Here is a 16774-nt window from a genome sequence, read left to right on the forward strand (position 1 = left end):
CATGCTGGGGCACTGGCATGCAATTTGCTCCCTTGTGAGGCAGGTTGCCTTGGCAGAGTATTCGCGCCGGCATCACCCATATCTAAGGGCACTCCACTACCCGCCCGAAGCCACCCGGAGGACATATGTCGAAGTCGGTTCAACTCATCAAAGATCATGACGTCAAGTGGATTGATCTGCGCTTCACTGACACCAAAGGTACTCAACATCACGTGACCATGCCGGCCCGTGATGCGCTGGACGACGAATTCTTTGAAATCGGGAAAATGTTCGACGGCTCCTCCATCTCCGGCTGGAAAGGCATCGAAGCCTCCGACATGATCCTGATGCCGGACGACGAAACCGCCGTCCTGGACCCGTTCACCGAAGAGCCGACCCTGATCCTGGTCTGCGACATCATCGAACCTTCGACCATGCAAGGCTATGACCGCGACCCACGCGCCATCGCCCACCGCGCCGAGGAATACCTGAAGTCCACCGGTATCGGCGACACCGCTTTCTTCGGTCCTGAGCCTGAGTTCTTCATCTTCGACTCGGTCAAGTTCAAGTCCGATATCTCCGGCTCCATGTTCAAGATCTTCTCCGAACAAGGTTCGTGGATGTCCGACCAGGACGTGGAAGGCGGCAACAAAGGCCACCGTCCAGGCATCAAAGGCGGCTACTTCCCGGTTCCACCGTTCGACCACGACCACGAAATCCGTACCTCCATGTGCAACGCACTGGAAGAGATGGGCCAGACCGTCGAAGTTCACCACCACGAAGTGGCAACTGCCGGCCAGAACGAAATCGGCGTGAAATTCAACACGCTGGTCAAGAAGGCTGACGAAGTCCAGACCCTGAAGTACTGCGTACACAACGTTGCCGATGCATACGGTCGTACCGCGACCTTCATGCCTAAGCCACTGTACGGCGACAACGGTTCGGGCATGCACGTTCACATGTCGATCTCCAAAGACGGCAAGAACACCTTCGCAGGTGAAGGCTATGCCGGCCTGTCGGACACAGCCCTGTACTTCATCGGCGGTATCATCAAGCACGGTAAGGCGTTGAACGGCTTCACCAACCCGTCGACCAACTCCTACAAGCGTCTGGTACCCGGCTTCGAAGCACCGGTCATGCTGGCCTACTCGGCTCGCAACCGTTCCGCCTCGATCCGTATTCCTTACGTGAACAGCCCTAAAGCTCGCCGTATCGAAGCGCGCTTCCCGGATCCGGCTGCCAACCCGTACCTGGCCTTCGCCGCACTGATGATGGCCGGTCTGGACGGTATCCAGAACAAGATCCACCCTGGCGATGCCGCTGACAAAAACCTGTATGACCTGCCGCCTGAAGAGGCCAAGGAAATCCCACAGGTTTGCGGCAGCCTGAAAGAAGCCCTGGAAGAGCTGGACAAGGGCCGTGCTTTCCTGACCAAGGGCGGCGTATTCAGCGATGACTTCATCGACGCTTACATCGCACTGAAAAGCGAAGAAGAAATCAAGGTTCGCACCTTCGTACACCCACTGGAATACGAGCTGTACTACAGCTGCTGATCCAGTAAACGCCGCCACGCACGGCGTGAATAAAGAGAGGCCTCCTTCGGGAGGCCTTTTTTATGGGCGCAGGTTACGTGCATGATGCCTCGTCGCTCCCCCATATAAGACGAGACTGCCCATGACTTTGCGCCTCAAGCTCTGCCTTGCCCTGTCTGCCGCACTGCTGGCCTCCACCGCCGAAGCCGCCTCGGCTCGCGCCCCTGAGGCCCTTACCCCGTTGCTTAACGCCATTGGCGAACGCCTGGCCCTTGGCGATCAAGTGGCGTTGAGCAAATGGGACAGCCATAAACCGGTAGAAGACCGTCAGCGCGAGCGTGAAGTCATTGCCGCCGCCGTTGCCCAGGCACCGGCCTACAAGCTGAGTGGCGAAACCGTGGAAGCGTTTTTCGCCGCCCAGATAGAAGCCAACAAAATGGTGCAGTACATCAACCTGTCCGACTGGGCCCTGGAAGGCAAGGCCCCGGACCTCCCACGCCCGGACCTGGTGGGAGAGATCCGCCCACAACTCGATCGCCTGCAAAAACGCCTGCTGCAACAACTGGCCGACTTCGCCCCCTACCGCACAGACCCGCAGTGCCCGCAATGGCTGGCCCGGGCCACCCACCACAACAAGCAGCACCCGGTGCACCGCCTCGCCCTGATCCGAGCGACCGGTGAGCTGTGCATCTCCCCAAAAGCCTGAGGCAAACGACACCGCTCCCACAGACGTTACGTGCAACAACTTGGGCCAATGCCCCTCCCTGACCTATGCTGCAACTCAACACTTTCAGTTTTCGGTCGATTTTATGGGGCGCGTTTTTTCAATCATCCTGTTGTTGCTGTTGGCGCTGGCCGCCGCCGCGCAGATCTACAAGTACACCGACGCCGACGGCAACACCGCCTACAGCAACCAGCCGCCCCAAGGCGTGCCGGCCCAGGCGGTGGAGTTGCCGCCGCTCAACAGCATCGAACGCCAATCCCCGGCCAGCCCGAAAACACCGCCAGCCCCCGCCAACAGCGACGAGCCGCGCAATGCCTACGAGATACTGGAACTGACGGACATCCCCACCGACGAGGCCCTGCGCGCCAACAATGGCACCTTCACCGTTGGCGTCCGGGCGCAACCACGCCTGCAGAGCCCGCATCTGTTCCGGCTGTTGCTGGACGGCCAACCCTACGGCCAGGCGTCCAACGTGCCGCGCCTGCAATTGGTGAATATCGATCGGGGCGAGCACAGCCTGGCGGTTCAAGTCATCGACGGGGACAATCTCGTGCAACAGAGTGAAACCGTGACGTTCACCGTGCAGCGGGTACACCAGCCGTGATCCGCTGGCTGATCGCCCTAGGCCTTTCGCTGGCCGCGCTGCCGGGCATGGCACAGGTCTATACCTACATCGACGCCCAGGGTAATCGCGTCTTCACCGATCAACCGCGTCCCGGCAATGCGAAGAAGGTACAGCTGCCCCCCGCCAACCGTCTGCCAACGCCGCCCGCCAGCACAAACCCTCCGCCCGCGGCAGAAGCCCCGCCCAAGCCCCTGTTCCATTACGAAATGCTCCGGCTGCTGATCCCGGAGCCGGACGCGACGATACGCAGCACCGCAGGCGAACTGATCGTCAGCGTCACCAGCGAACCCGGCCTGAAAAAAGGCCACCGCTATCGCTTGTTGCTCGACGGCCAGCCAACAGGCACGCCGGGGCCAAGCCCGGTGTTTGCCTTGAGCAACATCGATCGAGGCACCCATCAACTGGCGGTAGAAATCCTCGATGAGCAGGACCGCATCGTCGAACGTACCGCCAACCAGCCCTTCCATATGCAACGCATGTCCCTGGCGCAAAAGCGCCGCATCAAACCCTGCGCCACGGCCGATTACGGTCAACGCCCCGAGTGCCCCCTCGCCGAAAAGCCTGAAGAAGAAAAAAGCAGCATCTTGCCGTTCTTCTGATGCCGTTCAGGCTGGCGCACTATATTGGTGCAAACACTTGCACGCTACTCAGTTTCCAAACCCATTTTGGTTCGAAAGTACCCGAAAAAGCTGGCAGAACGCCACGCAACTGGGCGAAAAACACCCTTTTGAGGCTCTAAACGCTTCTTTTCGGAGCCTTGGTTTGGTTTTTGCATTTTCCTTTGTAACAGCGCATTAATCGCGCGCGCAATTTGGGACCGGTCCCGAGTTGCTACGCTCCAAAAGAGGTCCTGATGACCATTAGCGACGCACTACACCGCTTGCTGCTCGACAACCTCACCACCGCGACCATCCTGCTCGACGCCGAACTGCGCCTCGAGTACATGAACCCGGCGGCCGAGATGCTCCTGGCCGTCAGTGGCCAGCGCAGCCACGGGCAGTTCATCAGCGAGTTGTTCACCGAGTCCGCCGAAGCGCTCAATTCCTTGCGCCAGGCGGTGGAACAGGCCCATCCGTTCACCAAGCGCGAAGCGATGCTCACCGCGCTGACCGGCCAGACCCTGACCGTGGACTACGCGGTGACGCCGATCCTGAACAACGGCGCCACCCTGCTGTTGCTGGAAGTCCACCCGCGTGATCGCTTGCTGCGTATCACCAAGGAAGAGGCCCAGCTGTCCAAGCAGGAAACCAGCAAGATGCTGGTGCGCGGCCTGGCCCATGAGATCAAGAACCCCCTCGGCGGGATTCGTGGCGCGGCGCAGTTGCTCGCCCGCGAACTGCCGGAAGAAAGCCTCAAGGACTACACCAACGTCATCATCGAAGAAGCCGACCGCCTGCGGAACCTGGTGGACCGCATGCTCGGCTCGAACAAGCTGCCATCGCTGGCGATGTGCAACGTCCATGAGGTGCTGGAGCGGGTCAGCAGCCTGGTGGAAGCCGAAAGCCAGGGCTGCATCACCTTGGTGCGCGACTATGACCCGAGCATTCCCGACGTTTTGATCGACCGCGAGCAAATGATCCAGGCAGTGCTGAACATCGTGCGCAATGCGATGCAGGCCATCAGCAGCCAGAACGAGCTGCGCCTGGGCCGCATCAGCCTGCGCACCCGGGCCATGCGCCAGTTCACCATCGGCCATGTGCGCCATCGCCTGGTGACCAAGATCGAGATCATCGACAACGGCCCGGGCATCCCTGCCGAGCTGCAGGAAACCATCTTTTTTCCCATGGTCAGCGGCCGTCCGGACGGTACCGGGCTGGGCCTGGCCATTACCCAGAACATCATCAGTCAGCATCAGGGCTTGATCGAGTGTGAAAGCCACCCCGGCCACACCACCTTCTCGATCTTCCTGCCACTGGAACAAGGAGCCACATCGACATGAGCCGTAGTGAAACCGTGTGGATCGTCGATGACGACCGTTCTATCCGTTGGGTCCTGGAAAAAGCCTTGCAACAGGAAGGCATGACCACCCAGAGCTTCGACAGCGCCGACGGGGTGATGAGTCGCCTGGCGCGTCAGCAACCGGACGTCATCATCTCCGACATCCGCATGCCTGGCGCCAGCGGCCTGGACCTGCTGGCGCGGATCCGCGAACAGCATCCGCGGCTGCCGGTGATCATCATGACCGCCCATTCCGACCTGGACAGCGCCGTGGCGTCCTACCAGGGCGGCGCTTTCGAATACCTGCCCAAGCCATTCGACGTCGATGAAGCCGTGTCGCTGGTCAAACGCGCCAATCAACATGCCCAGGAACAACAGGGCATGGAAGAGGTGCCGGCCCTGGCCCGCACGCCGGAAATCATCGGTGAAGCGCCGGCGATGCAGGAAGTGTTTCGCGCCATCGGGCGCCTGAGCCACTCCAACATCACCGTGCTGATCAACGGCGAGTCGGGCACCGGTAAAGAACTGGTGGCCCACGCCTTGCACCGTCACAGTCCACGAGCGGCATCGCCGTTCATCGCGCTGAACATGGCGGCGATTCCCAAGGACCTGATGGAGTCCGAGCTGTTCGGCCACGAAAAAGGTGCGTTCACCGGCGCGGCCAACCTGCGGCGCGGGCGCTTCGAGCAAGCTGACGGCGGCACGTTGTTCCTCGATGAAATCGGCGACATGCCGGCGGACACCCAGACCCGCTTGCTGCGCGTACTGGCCGATGGCGAGTTCTATCGGGTGGGCGGGCATACGCCGGTCAAGGTGGACGTGCGCATCATCGCCGCGACCCACCAGAACCTGGAAACCCTGGTTCATGCCGGCAAATTCCGTGAGGACTTGTTCCACCGCCTGAACGTGATCCGCATTCATATCCCGCGCCTGGCGGATCGTCGCGAAGACATCCCGACCCTGGCCAGGCACTTCCTCAGCCGCGCGGCCCAGGAATTGGCGGTCGAGCCAAAGCTGCTCAAGAGCGAAACCGAGGAATACCTCAAGAACTTGCCGTGGCCGGGCAACGTGCGTCAGTTGGAGAACACCTGCCGCTGGATCACGGTGATGGCTTCGGGTCGCGAAGTGCACATCAGCGACCTGCCGCCAGAGCTGTTGAGCCTGCCGCAGGATTCGGCTCCAGTGACCAACTGGGAGCAAGCCCTGCGCCAGTGGGCCGACCAGGCCCTGTCCCGTGGCCAGTCGAGCCTGCTGGACAGCGCGGTGCCGAGTTTCGAGCGGATCATGATCGAGACCGCCCTCAAGCACACCGCTGGCCGCCGCCGCGACGCCGCGGTGCTGCTGGGTTGGGGCCGCAATACCTTGACCCGCAAGATCAAGGAATTGGGGATGAAGGTCGATGGCGGGGATGATGATGACGGGGATGAGGGCTGAAAGGCCTTAGTTCTTCGCTGATCAGTAGGGCCAATCGCGAGCAAGCTCGCTCCCACAGGGGAAACAATTCCTGTGGGAGCGAGCTTGCTCGCGATGCTTTTAAAGGCTTCATGCACCGCATCAATGCACTGCGAACCGCAATGGCACATGCACCACCGGCCAAAACCAATCGGCCCAGCTCGAAAAAAACCGCACAAACAAGACAAAAGCCCCGGAATACGGGGCTTCTCGACTCAGCAGCAGTTTTTTTGTGACAAGCCATTTAAAACTGGCACGCCCCCTGCAATAGCTCAATCACTACCCAGTTTCGGGGACCTTGGTACAGGCAGGCCGGGGATTCCCCATTTTATACCGGGCTCATCGAGCCCACTGTTTTGGGGGCCTTGATACAGGCAGGTCAAGGTTTCCCTTCTTTACACCAGGGCTGGACCTTCGCGGTAAGCCCTCCCGTTTTGGGGACCTTGGTACAGGCAGGCCGGGGATTCCCTCTTTTATTGCTCCTGGAGACGGACCTCCAGCCGCCAGCGGTCATCGACCTCGCTGCCGGTCCACGCCCCGCGCAATGGACGCGCCGCCACCAACGTCAGCAACAACCCCTTGTCACTCAACCGCACCCGCCAGTTCACGTCCTTGCCGTTGAGCTTTAACTGGCCGTTCTGCGATCGCCCTTGCGCTTCGAACAACAGCGCCACCGAGCCGTCGATGACTTCCCCGTGCAGCTTGGGTTCAGTGTTGAACCAAGCCACCACCCCACCGTCTATCACCTCGACCTGCTGCAGCACGCTCGGTTCAGGCGTGGTCAGGCGTCCGATCATCAATCCGACCATCATGCCGAAGATCGCCAACGAACCCATCACCCGAGGCATTAGCTTCGAACGTCGGTCGGTTTGCAGCGTAGAATGCCGCTCATCTTCATCTGCGGAGCCGTGCATGTTTCACGTCATCCTTTTTCAACCGGAAATTCCGCCGAATACCGGCAATGTCATCAGGCTGTGCGCCAACAGCGGCTGCCACCTGCATTTGATCGAACCGCTGGGCTTCGAGATGGACGACAAGCGCCTGCGCCGTGCCGGCCTCGACTACCACGAGTATGCCACCTTGCAGCGCCATGCAGACCTCGCCAGTTGTCTGGAAAGCCTCGGGCATCCGCGCCTGTTCGCCTTTACCACCAAGGGCTCGCGGCCGTTCCATGACGCCCGCTTCGTCGCTGGCGATGCGTTCCTGTTCGGCCCGGAAAGCCGTGGCCTGCCGGCCGAGGTGCTGGACGCCTTGCCCGCCGACCAGCGCTTGCGCCTGCCAATGCGCGAAGGCTGTCGCAGCCTGAACCTGTCCAATACCGTGGCAGTGGCGGTTTATGAGGCGTGGCGGCAGAACGACTTTCTATAACACCTGATAACAAATGTGGGAGCGGGCTTGCTCGCGAATAGGGAGTGTCAGTTGACATCAATGTCGCCTGACACACCGCTTTCGCGGGCAAGCCCGCTCCCACAGGGTTTGCGTCGAATTACTGAACGGTCGCGCCGCCTTCTTGCTGCATGCGCTGCAGTTCTTGCGCATACAGGGCATCGAAGTTCACCGGAGCCAGCATCAGGGCCGGGAACGAACCGCGGGTCACCAGGCTGTCCAGGGTTTCGCGGGCGTAGGGGAACAGGATGTTCGGGCAGAACGCACCCAGGGTGTGGCTCATCGAAGCGGCATCCAGGTTCTTGATCAGGAAGATCCCGGCCTGCTGCACTTCGGCGATGAACGCCACTTCTTCACCGTTCTTCACAGTCACCGACAGGGTCAGCACCACTTCATGGAAGTCGTCTTCCAGGGCCTTCTGGCGGGTGTTCAGGTCCAGGCCGACGCTCGGCTCCCACTGCTGGCGAAAGATCGCCGGGCTTTTCGGGGCCTCGAAGGACAGGTCACGTACATAAATGCGCTGCAAGGAGAATTGCGGTGCGGCTTCTTCTTCGCTGGCAGCTGTGTTCTGTTGGTCAGTCATCGCAGATCCTTCTTACTTTCAGGTTCTTGAGTGGGAAATTCAGGCCTTGAGCATCGCGTCGAGCTTGCCGGCGCGCTCCAGGGCGAACAGATCATCGCAGCCGCCCACGTGGGTGCTGCCGATCCAGATCTGCGGCACGGACGTGCGTCCGGCCTTTTGGGTCATTTCGGCGCGCAGTTGCGGCTTGCCGTCGACCTTGATCTCTTCGAAAGCCACGCCTTTGTTCTGGAGCAGGTACTTGGCTCGAGAGCAATAGGGGCAGTAATCGCTGGAATAGACAACAACGTGGGGCATTTTCACTTCACCAGGGGCAGATTGTCGGCTTTCCAGCTGGCAACGCCGCCGGACAGCTTGGCGGCGGTAAAACCGGACTTCATCAGCTCACGGGCGTGGGTGCCGGCGTGCTGGCCCTGGGCGTCCACCAGGATCAGCGTCTTGGCCTTGTGTTTTTCCAGTTCGCCGATACGCGCGATCAGTTTGTCCTGGGGAATGTTCACCGCCCCGACAATGTGACCGGCGGCGTAATCCTTGCTCGGGCGGATGTCCACCACCACACCGGCATCCTTGTTGACCAGCGCCGTCAGCTCGCCGGTGCTCAGGCTACGACCGCCACCCTGCATCGTATGGGCGACCAGCAACGCCAGCAGTACGACGAAGATACCGACGAGAATGTAGTGGTTAGTGGCAAATTCAATCAGGTGAGCAACCATCGAAGGAGGTTCCAGGGCGTTAAAATGTCGGCCAGTATACACAGCACGCAAGGCCGGCCAAACCCCGCCCGGCGGTGACGCCGTCGGAACTTACCTTTAAACTGCCCGTCCCTTTTCCATCGTCTTCTTTTAACCCGCCACGAGTGGATTCCATGACTACCACGCCTAAACCTTTGGTCCTGATGATTCTCGACGGCTTCGGTCACAGTGACAGCCACGAATCCAATGCCGTGTATTCGGCCAACAAGCCCGTGCTGGACCGCCTGTGGGCCACCGTGCCCAACGGCCTGATTTCCGGCAGCGGCATGGACGTCGGCCTGCCGGACGGGCAGATGGGCAACTCCGAAGTCGGCCACATGAACCTCGGCGCAGGCCGCGTGGTGTATCAGGACTTCACCCGTGTGACCAAATCGATCCGTGACGGTGAGTTCTTCGAAAACCCGACCATCTGCGCCGCCGTGGATAAAGCCGTGGCCGCCGGCAAGGCCGTGCACTTCATGGGCCTGCTGTCCGACGGTGGCGTGCACAGCCATCAGGACCACCTGATTGCCATGGCCGAACTGGCCTTCAAGCGCGGCGCCCAGCAGATCTACCTGCACGCGTTCCTCGATGGTCGCGACACCCCGCCGAAAAGCGCCACGTCGTCGATCGAACTGCTGGACGCAGCGTTCCAGGCACTCGGCAAGGGGCGCATCGCCAGCCTCATTGGCCGCTATTACGCCATGGACCGTGACAACCGTTGGGACCGTGTGTCCCAGGCCTACAACCTGATCGTCGACGGCAGCGCCGAATTCAACGCCGCCACCGCCCAGGAAGGCCTGCAGGCCGCCTACGAGCGCGGCGAAAGCGACGAGTTCGTCAAGGCCACCACCATTGGCGAACCGGTCAAGGTCGAGGACGGCGATGCCGTGGTGTTCATGAACTTCCGCGCCGACCGTGCTCGCGAACTGACCCGCGTGTTTGTCGAAGACGATTTCAAGGAATTCGAACGCGCCCGCCAGCCGAAACTGGCCGGTTTCGTCATGCTGACCCAATACGCCGCCAGCATCCCCGCACCATCGGCCTTCGCCGCCGGCAGCCTGGAAAACGTGCTGGGTGACTACCTGGCGAAAAACGGCAAGACCCAACTGCGCATCGCCGAGACCGAAAAGTACGCCCACGTGACGTTCTTTTTCTCCGGCGGCCGCGAAGAACCCTTCCCGGGCGAAGAACGCATCCTGATCCCCTCGCCGAAAGTCGCCACCTACGACCTGCAACCGGAGATGAGCGCGCCGGAAGTGACCGACCGCATCGTCGAGGCCATTGAAAACCAGCGTTACGACGTGATCGTGGTCAACTATGCCAACGGCGACATGGTCGGCCACAGCGGCGTGTTCGAGGCGGCGGTCAAGGCCGTGGAATGCCTGGACACCTGCGTTGGCCGCATCGTCGAAGCCCTGGAAAAGGTCGGCGGCGAAGCATTGATCACGGCTGACCACGGCAACGTCGAGCAGATGTCCGACGAATCCACCGGCCAGGCCCACACCGCCCACACCACCGAGCCGGTGCCGTTCATTTATGTCGGCAAGCGTGACTTCAAGGTCCGCGAGGGCGGCGTACTGGCTGATGTGGCGCCAACCATGCTGATGTTGCTGGGCATGGAAAAGCCGGCGGAGATGACCGGGACTTCGATCCTGGTCTGACCAACACGTAGTCACCGAGCATGGGCTTGTCGTGGCGAGGGAGCTTGCTCCCGCTCGGCTGCGAAGCAGTCGTGAACTGGCGGGTGCGGTGTGTCTGATGCTCCGCATCTGGCAGGTTTTAGGACCGCTTCGCGGCCCAGCGGGAGCAAGCTCCCTCGCCACGGGCTTGTCATTGCCTCAAGTGAACAGCAAGCCCGCTCCCACATGGGGTTTGCAGTGTTTTTCCGGCCAGTTATCACACAGCCCCAAATGGGCGTTTTTTTTGCAGCGTGGGGCGGGCATACTAGGCCGTCCCTTTCCCTGGTGTCGCCCGCCTCTATGCTTCGCGTCCTGATAGCCCTCGCTCTGACTTGCCTGCTCCAACCGGCCTTTGCCGACGAGCGCGCGCAAACCCAACAACAGTTGGAAGCCACGCGCCAGGACATTGCCGAGCTGAAAAAACTGCTGGGCAAGTTGCAGGAAGAGAAATCCAGCGTGCAGAAAGACCTGCGCGGCACCGAAACCGAGATGGGCAATCTGGAGAAACAGGTCGACGCGCTGCAAAAAGAGCTGAAGAAAAGCGAATCCGAGCTGCAACGACTCGATGGAGAGAAAAAAAAACTCCAGAGCGCGCGCACTGAACAGCAAAAGCTGATCGCCATCCAGGCCCGGGCCGCCTACCAGAACGGTCGCCAGGAATACCTCAAGCTGCTGCTCAACCAGCAGAATCCCGAGAAGTTCGCCCGCACCCTCACCTATTACGATTACCTGAGCCAGGCCCGCCTGGAACAACTCAAGAGCTTCAACGAAACCCTGCGCCAACTGGCCAATGTCGAAAAAGACATCGAATTGCAGCAAGCCCAGTTGTTGGTGCAGAAAAGCAGCCTCGACACCCAGCGCGAAGAACTCGAGAAAGTTCGCAAGGAACGCCAGGTGGCCCTGGCCAAGCTCAATGAAGACGTGAAAGCCCGCGACAGCAAGCTCAAGGCCCGCGAGCAGGACCAGGCCGAGCTGGCAAACGTGTTGAAAACCATCGAGCAAACCCTGGCCCGCCAGGCCCGAGAGGCAGAAGAAGCGCGCCAGAAAGCGCTGATCGCCCAGCAGGAAGCCGAAAAAAAGCGTTTGCGTGAAGCCCAGGCCGACGCAGACGCCGGCGATGCACCGCGCAAGCCGGTGAAATCCAGCCCCGGCGCCCTGGTTTCCAGTGACGGCGAAACCTTTGGCGGCGCTTTTGCTTCAGCCCGAGGCAAACTTCCATGGCCGGTCAATGGTCGATTGCTTGCGCGCTTCGGTGAAACCCGTGGCGACGACACCCGCACCAAGTGGGATGGCGTGATGATCAGCGCCTCCGCTGGCAGCCAGGTGCATGCGGTTCATGGCGGGCGCGTGGTATTCGCCGACTGGCTACGCGGCGCCGGCCTGCTGGTGATCCTGGATCACGGCAACGGTTATTTGAGCCTGTACGGCCACAACCAGACGCTGCTCAAGTCGGCGGGGGATGTGGTCAAGGCCGGTGAGTCCATCTCCACGGTCGGCAACAGTGGCGGGCAGGATACGCCAGCACTGTATTTCGCTATTCGTCAGCAGGGTCGCCCCAGTGACCCGGCCCAATGGTGTCGTGCGCAAGGATAAGCGCGCCCATCCTATTAAGGAGTTCGTTCGACATGCTGCATTTGTCCCGCCTTACCTCGCTGGCCCTGACGATCGCCCTGGTGATCGGCGCGCCCCTGGCTTTCGCCGCCGAACCGGTCCCGTCGGCACCCGCCGCCACAGCCGCGACCACCAAGGCCCCGCTGCCGCTGGACGAACTGCGCACCTTTGCCGAGGTCATGGACCGGATCAAGGCCGCCTACGTGGAACCTGTGGATGACAAGATGCTGCTGGAGAACGCCATCAAAGGCATGCTCAGCAACCTTGACCCGCACTCGGCCTACCTGGGGCCGGACGACTTTGCCGAACTGCAGGAAAGCACCAGCGGCGAATTCGGCGGCCTGGGCATCGAGGTCGGCAGCGAAGACGGTTTCGTCAAAGTGGTCTCGCCAATCGACGACACGCCAGCTTCCAAGGCCGGCATCCAGGCCGGCGACTTCATCGTCAAGATCAATGGCCAACCGACGCGCGGCCAGAGCATGACCGAAGCCGTGGACAAGATGCGCGGCAAGATCGGCCAGAAGATCACCCTGACCCTGGTGCGCGACGGCGGTACGCCATTCGACGTGACCCTGACCCGTGCGGTCATCCAGGTCAAAAGCGTGAAGAGCCAGCTGCTGGAGTCGGGCTACGGCTACATCCGCATCACCCAGTTCCAGGTCAAGACCGGCGAAGAAGTCGCCAAGGCCCTGGCCAAGATGCGCAAGGACAACGGCAAGAAGCTCAACGGCCTGGTCCTGGACCTGCGCAACAACCCCGGCGGCGTGCTGCAATCGGCGGTGGAAGTGGTGGATCACTTCATCACCAAGGGCCTGATCGTCTACACCAAGGGGCGTATCGCCAATTCCGAGCTGCGCTTCTCGGCCACCGGCAACGACCTGAGCGAAGCGGTGCCACTGGTGGTGCTGATCAATGGCGGCAGCGCCTCGGCCTCGGAAATCGTCGCCGGCGCCCTGCAGGATCAGAAGCGTGGCGTGGTCATGGGCACCACCAGTTTCGGCAAAGGCTCGGTACAGACCGTATTGCCGCTGAACAACGACCGCGCCCTGAAGATCACCACCGCGCTGTACTTCACGCCCAACGGTCGCTCGATCCAGGCCCAGGGCATCGTCCCGGACATCGAGGTGCGCAAGGCCAAGATCACCAACGAGCAGGACAGCGAATACTTCAAGGAAGCCGACCTGCAAGGTCACCTGGGCAATGGCAACGGCGGCGCCGACAAACCGACCGGTTCCGGTGGCAAGGCCAAGCCAATGCCGCAGGATGACGACTATCAGTTGGCCCAGGCCTTGAGCCTGCTCAAAGGGTTGAACATCACGTCCGGCCGCTGAGATGGGCCTGCGTTTCACCTTCGTCCTGCTGTGCCTGCTAGCGGGAGCCGTTAACGCGGCGCCCGCCACGCCCTCTTCGCCGCACAAGGCGTACCTGAGCCTGATCATCGACGACCTGGGGCAAAACCTGCCCCGGGATCGCCGGGTACTGGCCCTCCCCGGCCCGGTCACCACCGCGATCATGCCTGACACGCCCCACGCCGCCGAATTCGCCCGCGAAGCCCATCGCGCCGGCAAACTGGTCATGCTGCACATGCCCATGGACCCGGCCACCGGGCCGTTCGCCTGGCATCCGGAGCTGCCCATCGAAGAACTGGGCAAGCGCCTCGACGCCGCGTTCGCTGCCGTGCCTTATACCAGCGGGATCAACAATCACATGGGCAGCCGCATGACTGCCCAGCCCCAGGCCATGGCGTGGCTGATGGCGAACTTGCAGCAGCGACACAAGTTTTTCGTCGACAGCCGCACCAGCGCCCAGACAGTCGCCGCCGCCGAGGCCCAGAAGATCGGCCTCGCCAGTGTCTCGCGGGACGTGTTCCTGGACGACGAGCGCACCGAAGCGGCCATCGCCCACCAGCTCCAGACCGCCATCGATCTGGCCCGCCGGCAAGGCTCGGCCGTGATGATCGGCCACCCCTACCCACAGACCCTGGCAGTGCTCGAACGCGAACTACCCAAGCTCAAGGCCCAGGGCATCGAGTGGATCGACATCAAGTCGATGATCAGCCTGCGCAGCAATCGAGCGATGGTCGGGCATGGGAAGGATGGGGTTTATCGGTAGCGGCTGGGCTCTATCTCAAACCGCGTCGCCTTCATCGCGAGCAGGCTCGCGATGGCGGCAATGCGGCGGGTACAGCCCTTAGAGATACCGCGCCATGATCGCGTCCACTTCACCTTCCTTGCGCAATTCATCCAGGGCCTTTTGAAGCCGGGCAACCACATCGTCAGGCACGTCCTTGTTCAAGGCCAGGTACAGCTCGGCACTGTTGAAGCGCAGCACGGTCTTGAGATCTGTCACCCCTTCCTGACGCGCCAGATAACGCCCGGCAGGATCGCCAGTGGCCCACAGATCGATCTGGCCGTTGACCAGTTTCCTGGCGTTGTCCTGATCGCGCAACACGACCACCGGCTTCAGTCCCTGCTTGGCCAGCGTCTCGGCAATCGCGTCGCCCTTGTAGGCACCGATCTTGTACTGACGCGCCTGCTCCAGCGAGTCGAGAGCGATCTTGCTGTCGGCCTTGGCGAGCATGATCCAGTCGTCCGGACCGATGGGGCCGACCCATTTGAAAAGCTTTTCACGCTCCGGCAACCGCGCCATGACAAACACACCGTAACCCGGATTTTCCAGGGCAAGTTTGTAGATGCGCTCCCAAGGGAAACGTAGCGTCAGACTGTAGGAGATATCGGCACGTTTGAATATTTCACGGACGACGTCCACGGCAATGCCATGGATGTTCTCGTCCTGGGCGAAGTTCTTGCCGTTCTTGGCCATGTTGTACGGTGGGAAGTTTTCCGTCAGCAACACCAGCGATGTATCAGCGGCGCGGACGGTGCCTGCGAGCAGCAACGTGGCACCGGCAAAGGCAAGAACGAGGCGTTTGAGCATGTCGGGCTACCGCAATCCATGGTGTGCCCAAGAGTGCCTTGGGCCCGCCATAGTGTCCAGCGATCAGCGAATGCAGATACCACGATGCGCCATGTAGGCCTTGGCTTCCGGCACGGTGTACTCGCCAAAGTGGAAAATGCTCGCCGCCAGCACCGCGCTGGCATGGCCTTCCAGGATGCCGTCGGCCAGGTGTTGCAGGTTGCCGACACCGCCGGAAGCGATCACAGGAATACCCAGGGCATCGCTGATGGCGCGGGTGACGCCCAGGTCGAAGCCGTTTTTCATGCCGTCCTGGTCCATGCTGGTCAGCAGGATTTCACCGGCGCCCAGGCCTTCCATCTTCTTCGCCCACTCCACGGCATCGAGGCCCGTGGGCTTGCGGCCGCCGTGGGTGAAGATTTCCCAGCGCGGGGTTTCGCCCGGGCCGGAGACCTTCTTCGCGTCGATGGCAACGACGATACATTGCGAGCCGAAGTGCTGGGCCGCTTCGCCGACGAATTCCGGGTTGAACACCGCCGCGGTGTTGATCGACACCTTGTCGGCACCGGCATTGAGCAAGTTGCGGATGTCCTGCACGGTGCGCACGCCACCGCCCACGGTCAGCGGGATGAACACCTGGCTGGCCATGCGCTCGACGGTATGGAGCGTGGTATCGCGGCCATCGACGCTGGCTGTGATGTCGAGGAAGGTGATCTCGTCCGCACCCTGTTCGTCGTAGCGACGGGCGATTTCCACCGGGTCGCCGGCATCACGGATGTTCTCGAACTTGACGCCCTTGACCACCCGGCCGTTGTCCACGTCCAGGCAAGGGATGATGCGTTTGGCCAGCGCCATGATGAGTCCTCAGCCTTTGTAGGAGTCGCAGAAGGCCTGGGCCTCGGCGACGTCCAGGGTGCCTTCGTAGATCGCGCGACCGGTGATCGCACCGATGATGCCCGGCGCCTTGGCGTCGAGCAGTGCCTTGATGTCACCCAGGTTGTGGATGCCACCGGAGGCGATCACCGGAATACTGGTGGCGGCAGCCAGGGCGGCGGTGAACGGGACATTGCAGCCCTGCATCATGCCGTCTTTGGCGATGTCGGTGTAGACAATGGCAGACACGCCATCGGCCTCGAAACGCTTGGCCAGGTCGATCACCTGTACAGTGCTGACTTCAGCCCAGCCGTCGGTGGCGACAAAGCCGTCCTTGGCGTCGAGGCCAACGATGACCTTGCCCGGAAAGGCGCGGCAGGCTTCGGAGACGAACTCAGGCTCCTTCACCGCCTTGGTGCCGATGATCACGTAGCTCACGCCGGCCTTGACGTAGTGCTCGATGGTTTCCAGCGAGCGAATGCCGCCGCCGATCTGGATCGGCAGGTTCGGATAACGCTTGGCGATGGCCGTGACCACTTCACCGTTGACCGGCTGCCCTTCGAAGGCGCCATTGAGGTCGACCAGATGCAGGCGACGGCAGCCGCCCTCCACCCACTTGGCGGCCATGCTCACCGGGTCATCGGAAAACACCGTGGAGTCTTCCATGCGGCCCTGACGCAGACGTACGCAAGCGCCGTCCTTGAGATCGATAGCGGGGATAATCAGCATCTGGCAAACCTTCAAA

Annotated in this window: 18 protein-coding genes; 11 read left to right on the top strand and 7 right to left on the bottom strand. The window is 61.5% G+C overall.

Annotated features, from left to right (window positions below):
- Positions 1-125: 125 nt before the first annotated feature.
- From glnA to ntrC, 6 genes are all read left to right on the top strand, one after another.
- The gene (gene glnA, locus V7773_RS18795; RefSeq protein ID WP_003196860.1) at positions 126-1532 is read left to right on the top strand and encodes a type I glutamate--ammonia ligase; all 1407 of its coding nucleotides are present in this window, start codon (positions 126-128) and stop codon (positions 1530-1532) included.
- 121 nt (positions 1533-1653) lie between these two features.
- Positions 1654-2217: a chorismate mutase gene (locus V7773_RS18800; RefSeq protein ID WP_063323353.1), complete on the top strand. Its 564-nt coding sequence runs from the start codon at positions 1654-1656 to the stop codon at positions 2215-2217.
- Between the two features lie 103 nt (positions 2218-2320).
- Complete coding sequence (locus tag V7773_RS18805) at positions 2321-2839, top strand: DUF4124 domain-containing protein (RefSeq protein WP_336074468.1); 519 nt, start codon at positions 2321-2323, stop codon at positions 2837-2839.
- Positions 2836-3459 carry a DUF4124 domain-containing protein gene (locus V7773_RS18810; protein WP_336074470.1) on the top strand — a complete coding sequence of 208 codons (624 nt, stop codon included), beginning with the start codon at positions 2836-2838 and terminating at the stop codon, positions 3457-3459. Before V7773_RS18805 ends, V7773_RS18810 begins: the two co-directional genes overlap by 4 nt.
- 254 nt (positions 3460-3713) lie before the next feature.
- Positions 3714-4799 (top strand): nitrogen regulation protein NR(II), encoded by a 1086-nt coding sequence (glnL, locus tag V7773_RS18815; protein ID WP_053117539.1) that lies wholly within the window; start codon positions 3714-3716, stop codon positions 4797-4799.
- The gene (gene ntrC, locus V7773_RS18820; RefSeq protein WP_013692071.1) at positions 4796-6232 is read left to right on the top strand and encodes a nitrogen regulation protein NR(I); all 1437 of its coding nucleotides are present in this window, start codon (positions 4796-4798) and stop codon (positions 6230-6232) included. The genes glnL and ntrC overlap by 4 nt, the downstream gene beginning before the upstream one ends.
- 491 nt (positions 6233-6723) lie before the next feature.
- Here ntrC and V7773_RS18825 read toward each other — a convergent pair whose 3' ends face one another.
- Entirely contained in the window at positions 6724-7164 is a 441-nt protein-coding gene (locus tag V7773_RS18825; protein WP_336074474.1) for a hypothetical protein, read from the bottom strand.
- Between V7773_RS18825 and trmL the strand changes: the two genes are divergently transcribed.
- The gene (trmL, locus tag V7773_RS18830; protein WP_063323357.1) at positions 7163-7618 is read left to right on the top strand and encodes a tRNA (uridine(34)/cytosine(34)/5-carboxymethylaminomethyluridine(34)-2'-O)-methyltransferase TrmL; all 456 of its coding nucleotides are present in this window, start codon (positions 7163-7165) and stop codon (positions 7616-7618) included. The genes V7773_RS18825 and trmL overlap by 2 nt on opposite strands.
- 118 nt (positions 7619-7736) lie before the next feature.
- On the opposite strand, the gene secB is transcribed toward trmL, so the two are convergent.
- Genes secB through V7773_RS18845 form a run of 3 tightly spaced genes read right to left on the bottom strand, consistent with a single transcriptional unit; the run spans position 7737 to position 8929 of the window.
- Positions 7737-8219, bottom strand: coding sequence for a protein-export chaperone SecB (secB, locus tag V7773_RS18835; protein WP_063323358.1), 483 nt, complete (start codon positions 8217-8219; stop codon positions 7737-7739).
- 39 nt (positions 8220-8258) lie between these two features.
- Positions 8259-8513, bottom strand: a complete 255-nt coding sequence (gene grxC / locus V7773_RS18840) for a glutaredoxin 3 (protein ID WP_336074478.1) — start codon at positions 8511-8513, stop codon at positions 8259-8261.
- Positions 8514-8515: 2 nt separating this feature from the next.
- A complete protein-coding gene (locus tag V7773_RS18845) occupies positions 8516-8929 on the bottom strand; it encodes a rhodanese-like domain-containing protein (RefSeq protein WP_135843238.1) in 414 nt (137 codons plus the stop codon).
- A gap of 152 nt (positions 8930-9081) precedes the next feature.
- On the opposite strand from V7773_RS18845, the gene gpmI reads away from it, so the two are divergent.
- From gpmI to V7773_RS18865, 4 genes are all read left to right on the top strand, one after another.
- Positions 9082-10611, top strand: a complete 1530-nt coding sequence (gene gpmI / locus V7773_RS18850) for a 2,3-bisphosphoglycerate-independent phosphoglycerate mutase (protein WP_336074480.1) — start codon at positions 9082-9084, stop codon at positions 10609-10611.
- A 318-nt stretch (positions 10612-10929) separates the two neighbouring features.
- The gene (locus V7773_RS18855) at positions 10930-12222 is read left to right on the top strand and encodes a murein hydrolase activator EnvC family protein (RefSeq protein ID WP_336074482.1); all 1293 of its coding nucleotides are present in this window, start codon (positions 10930-10932) and stop codon (positions 12220-12222) included.
- 32 nt (positions 12223-12254) lie between these two features.
- Positions 12255-13571 (top strand): S41 family peptidase, encoded by a 1317-nt coding sequence (locus tag V7773_RS18860; protein ID WP_336074484.1) that lies wholly within the window; start codon positions 12255-12257, stop codon positions 13569-13571.
- 1 nt (position 13572) lies between these two features.
- Positions 13573-14352: a divergent polysaccharide deacetylase family protein gene (locus V7773_RS18865; protein ID WP_336074485.1), complete on the top strand. Its 780-nt coding sequence runs from the start codon at positions 13573-13575 to the stop codon at positions 14350-14352.
- Between the two features lie 78 nt (positions 14353-14430).
- Here V7773_RS18865 and V7773_RS18870 read toward each other — a convergent pair whose 3' ends face one another.
- The 3 genes from V7773_RS18870 to hisA form a co-directional block, all read right to left on the bottom strand.
- Positions 14431-15177: a substrate-binding periplasmic protein gene (locus V7773_RS18870; RefSeq protein WP_063323365.1), complete on the bottom strand. Its 747-nt coding sequence runs from the start codon at positions 15175-15177 to the stop codon at positions 14431-14433.
- Between the two features lie 63 nt (positions 15178-15240).
- On the bottom strand, positions 15241-16011 hold the full coding sequence (hisF, locus tag V7773_RS18875) for an imidazole glycerol phosphate synthase subunit HisF (protein WP_003196830.1): 771 nt from the start codon (positions 16009-16011) through the stop codon (positions 15241-15243).
- Between the two features lie 9 nt (positions 16012-16020).
- On the bottom strand, positions 16021-16758 hold the full coding sequence (gene hisA / locus V7773_RS18880; RefSeq protein WP_336074486.1) for a 1-(5-phosphoribosyl)-5-[(5-phosphoribosylamino)methylideneamino]imidazole-4-carboxamide isomerase: 738 nt from the start codon (positions 16756-16758) through the stop codon (positions 16021-16023).
- Positions 16759-16774: the final 16 nt, after the last annotated feature.

It is taken from the genome of Pseudomonas sp. 3JA, assembly GCF_036961705.1.
In the GTDB taxonomy this organism is placed as follows: domain Bacteria; phylum Pseudomonadota; class Gammaproteobacteria; order Pseudomonadales; family Pseudomonadaceae; genus Aquipseudomonas; species Aquipseudomonas fluorescens_Q.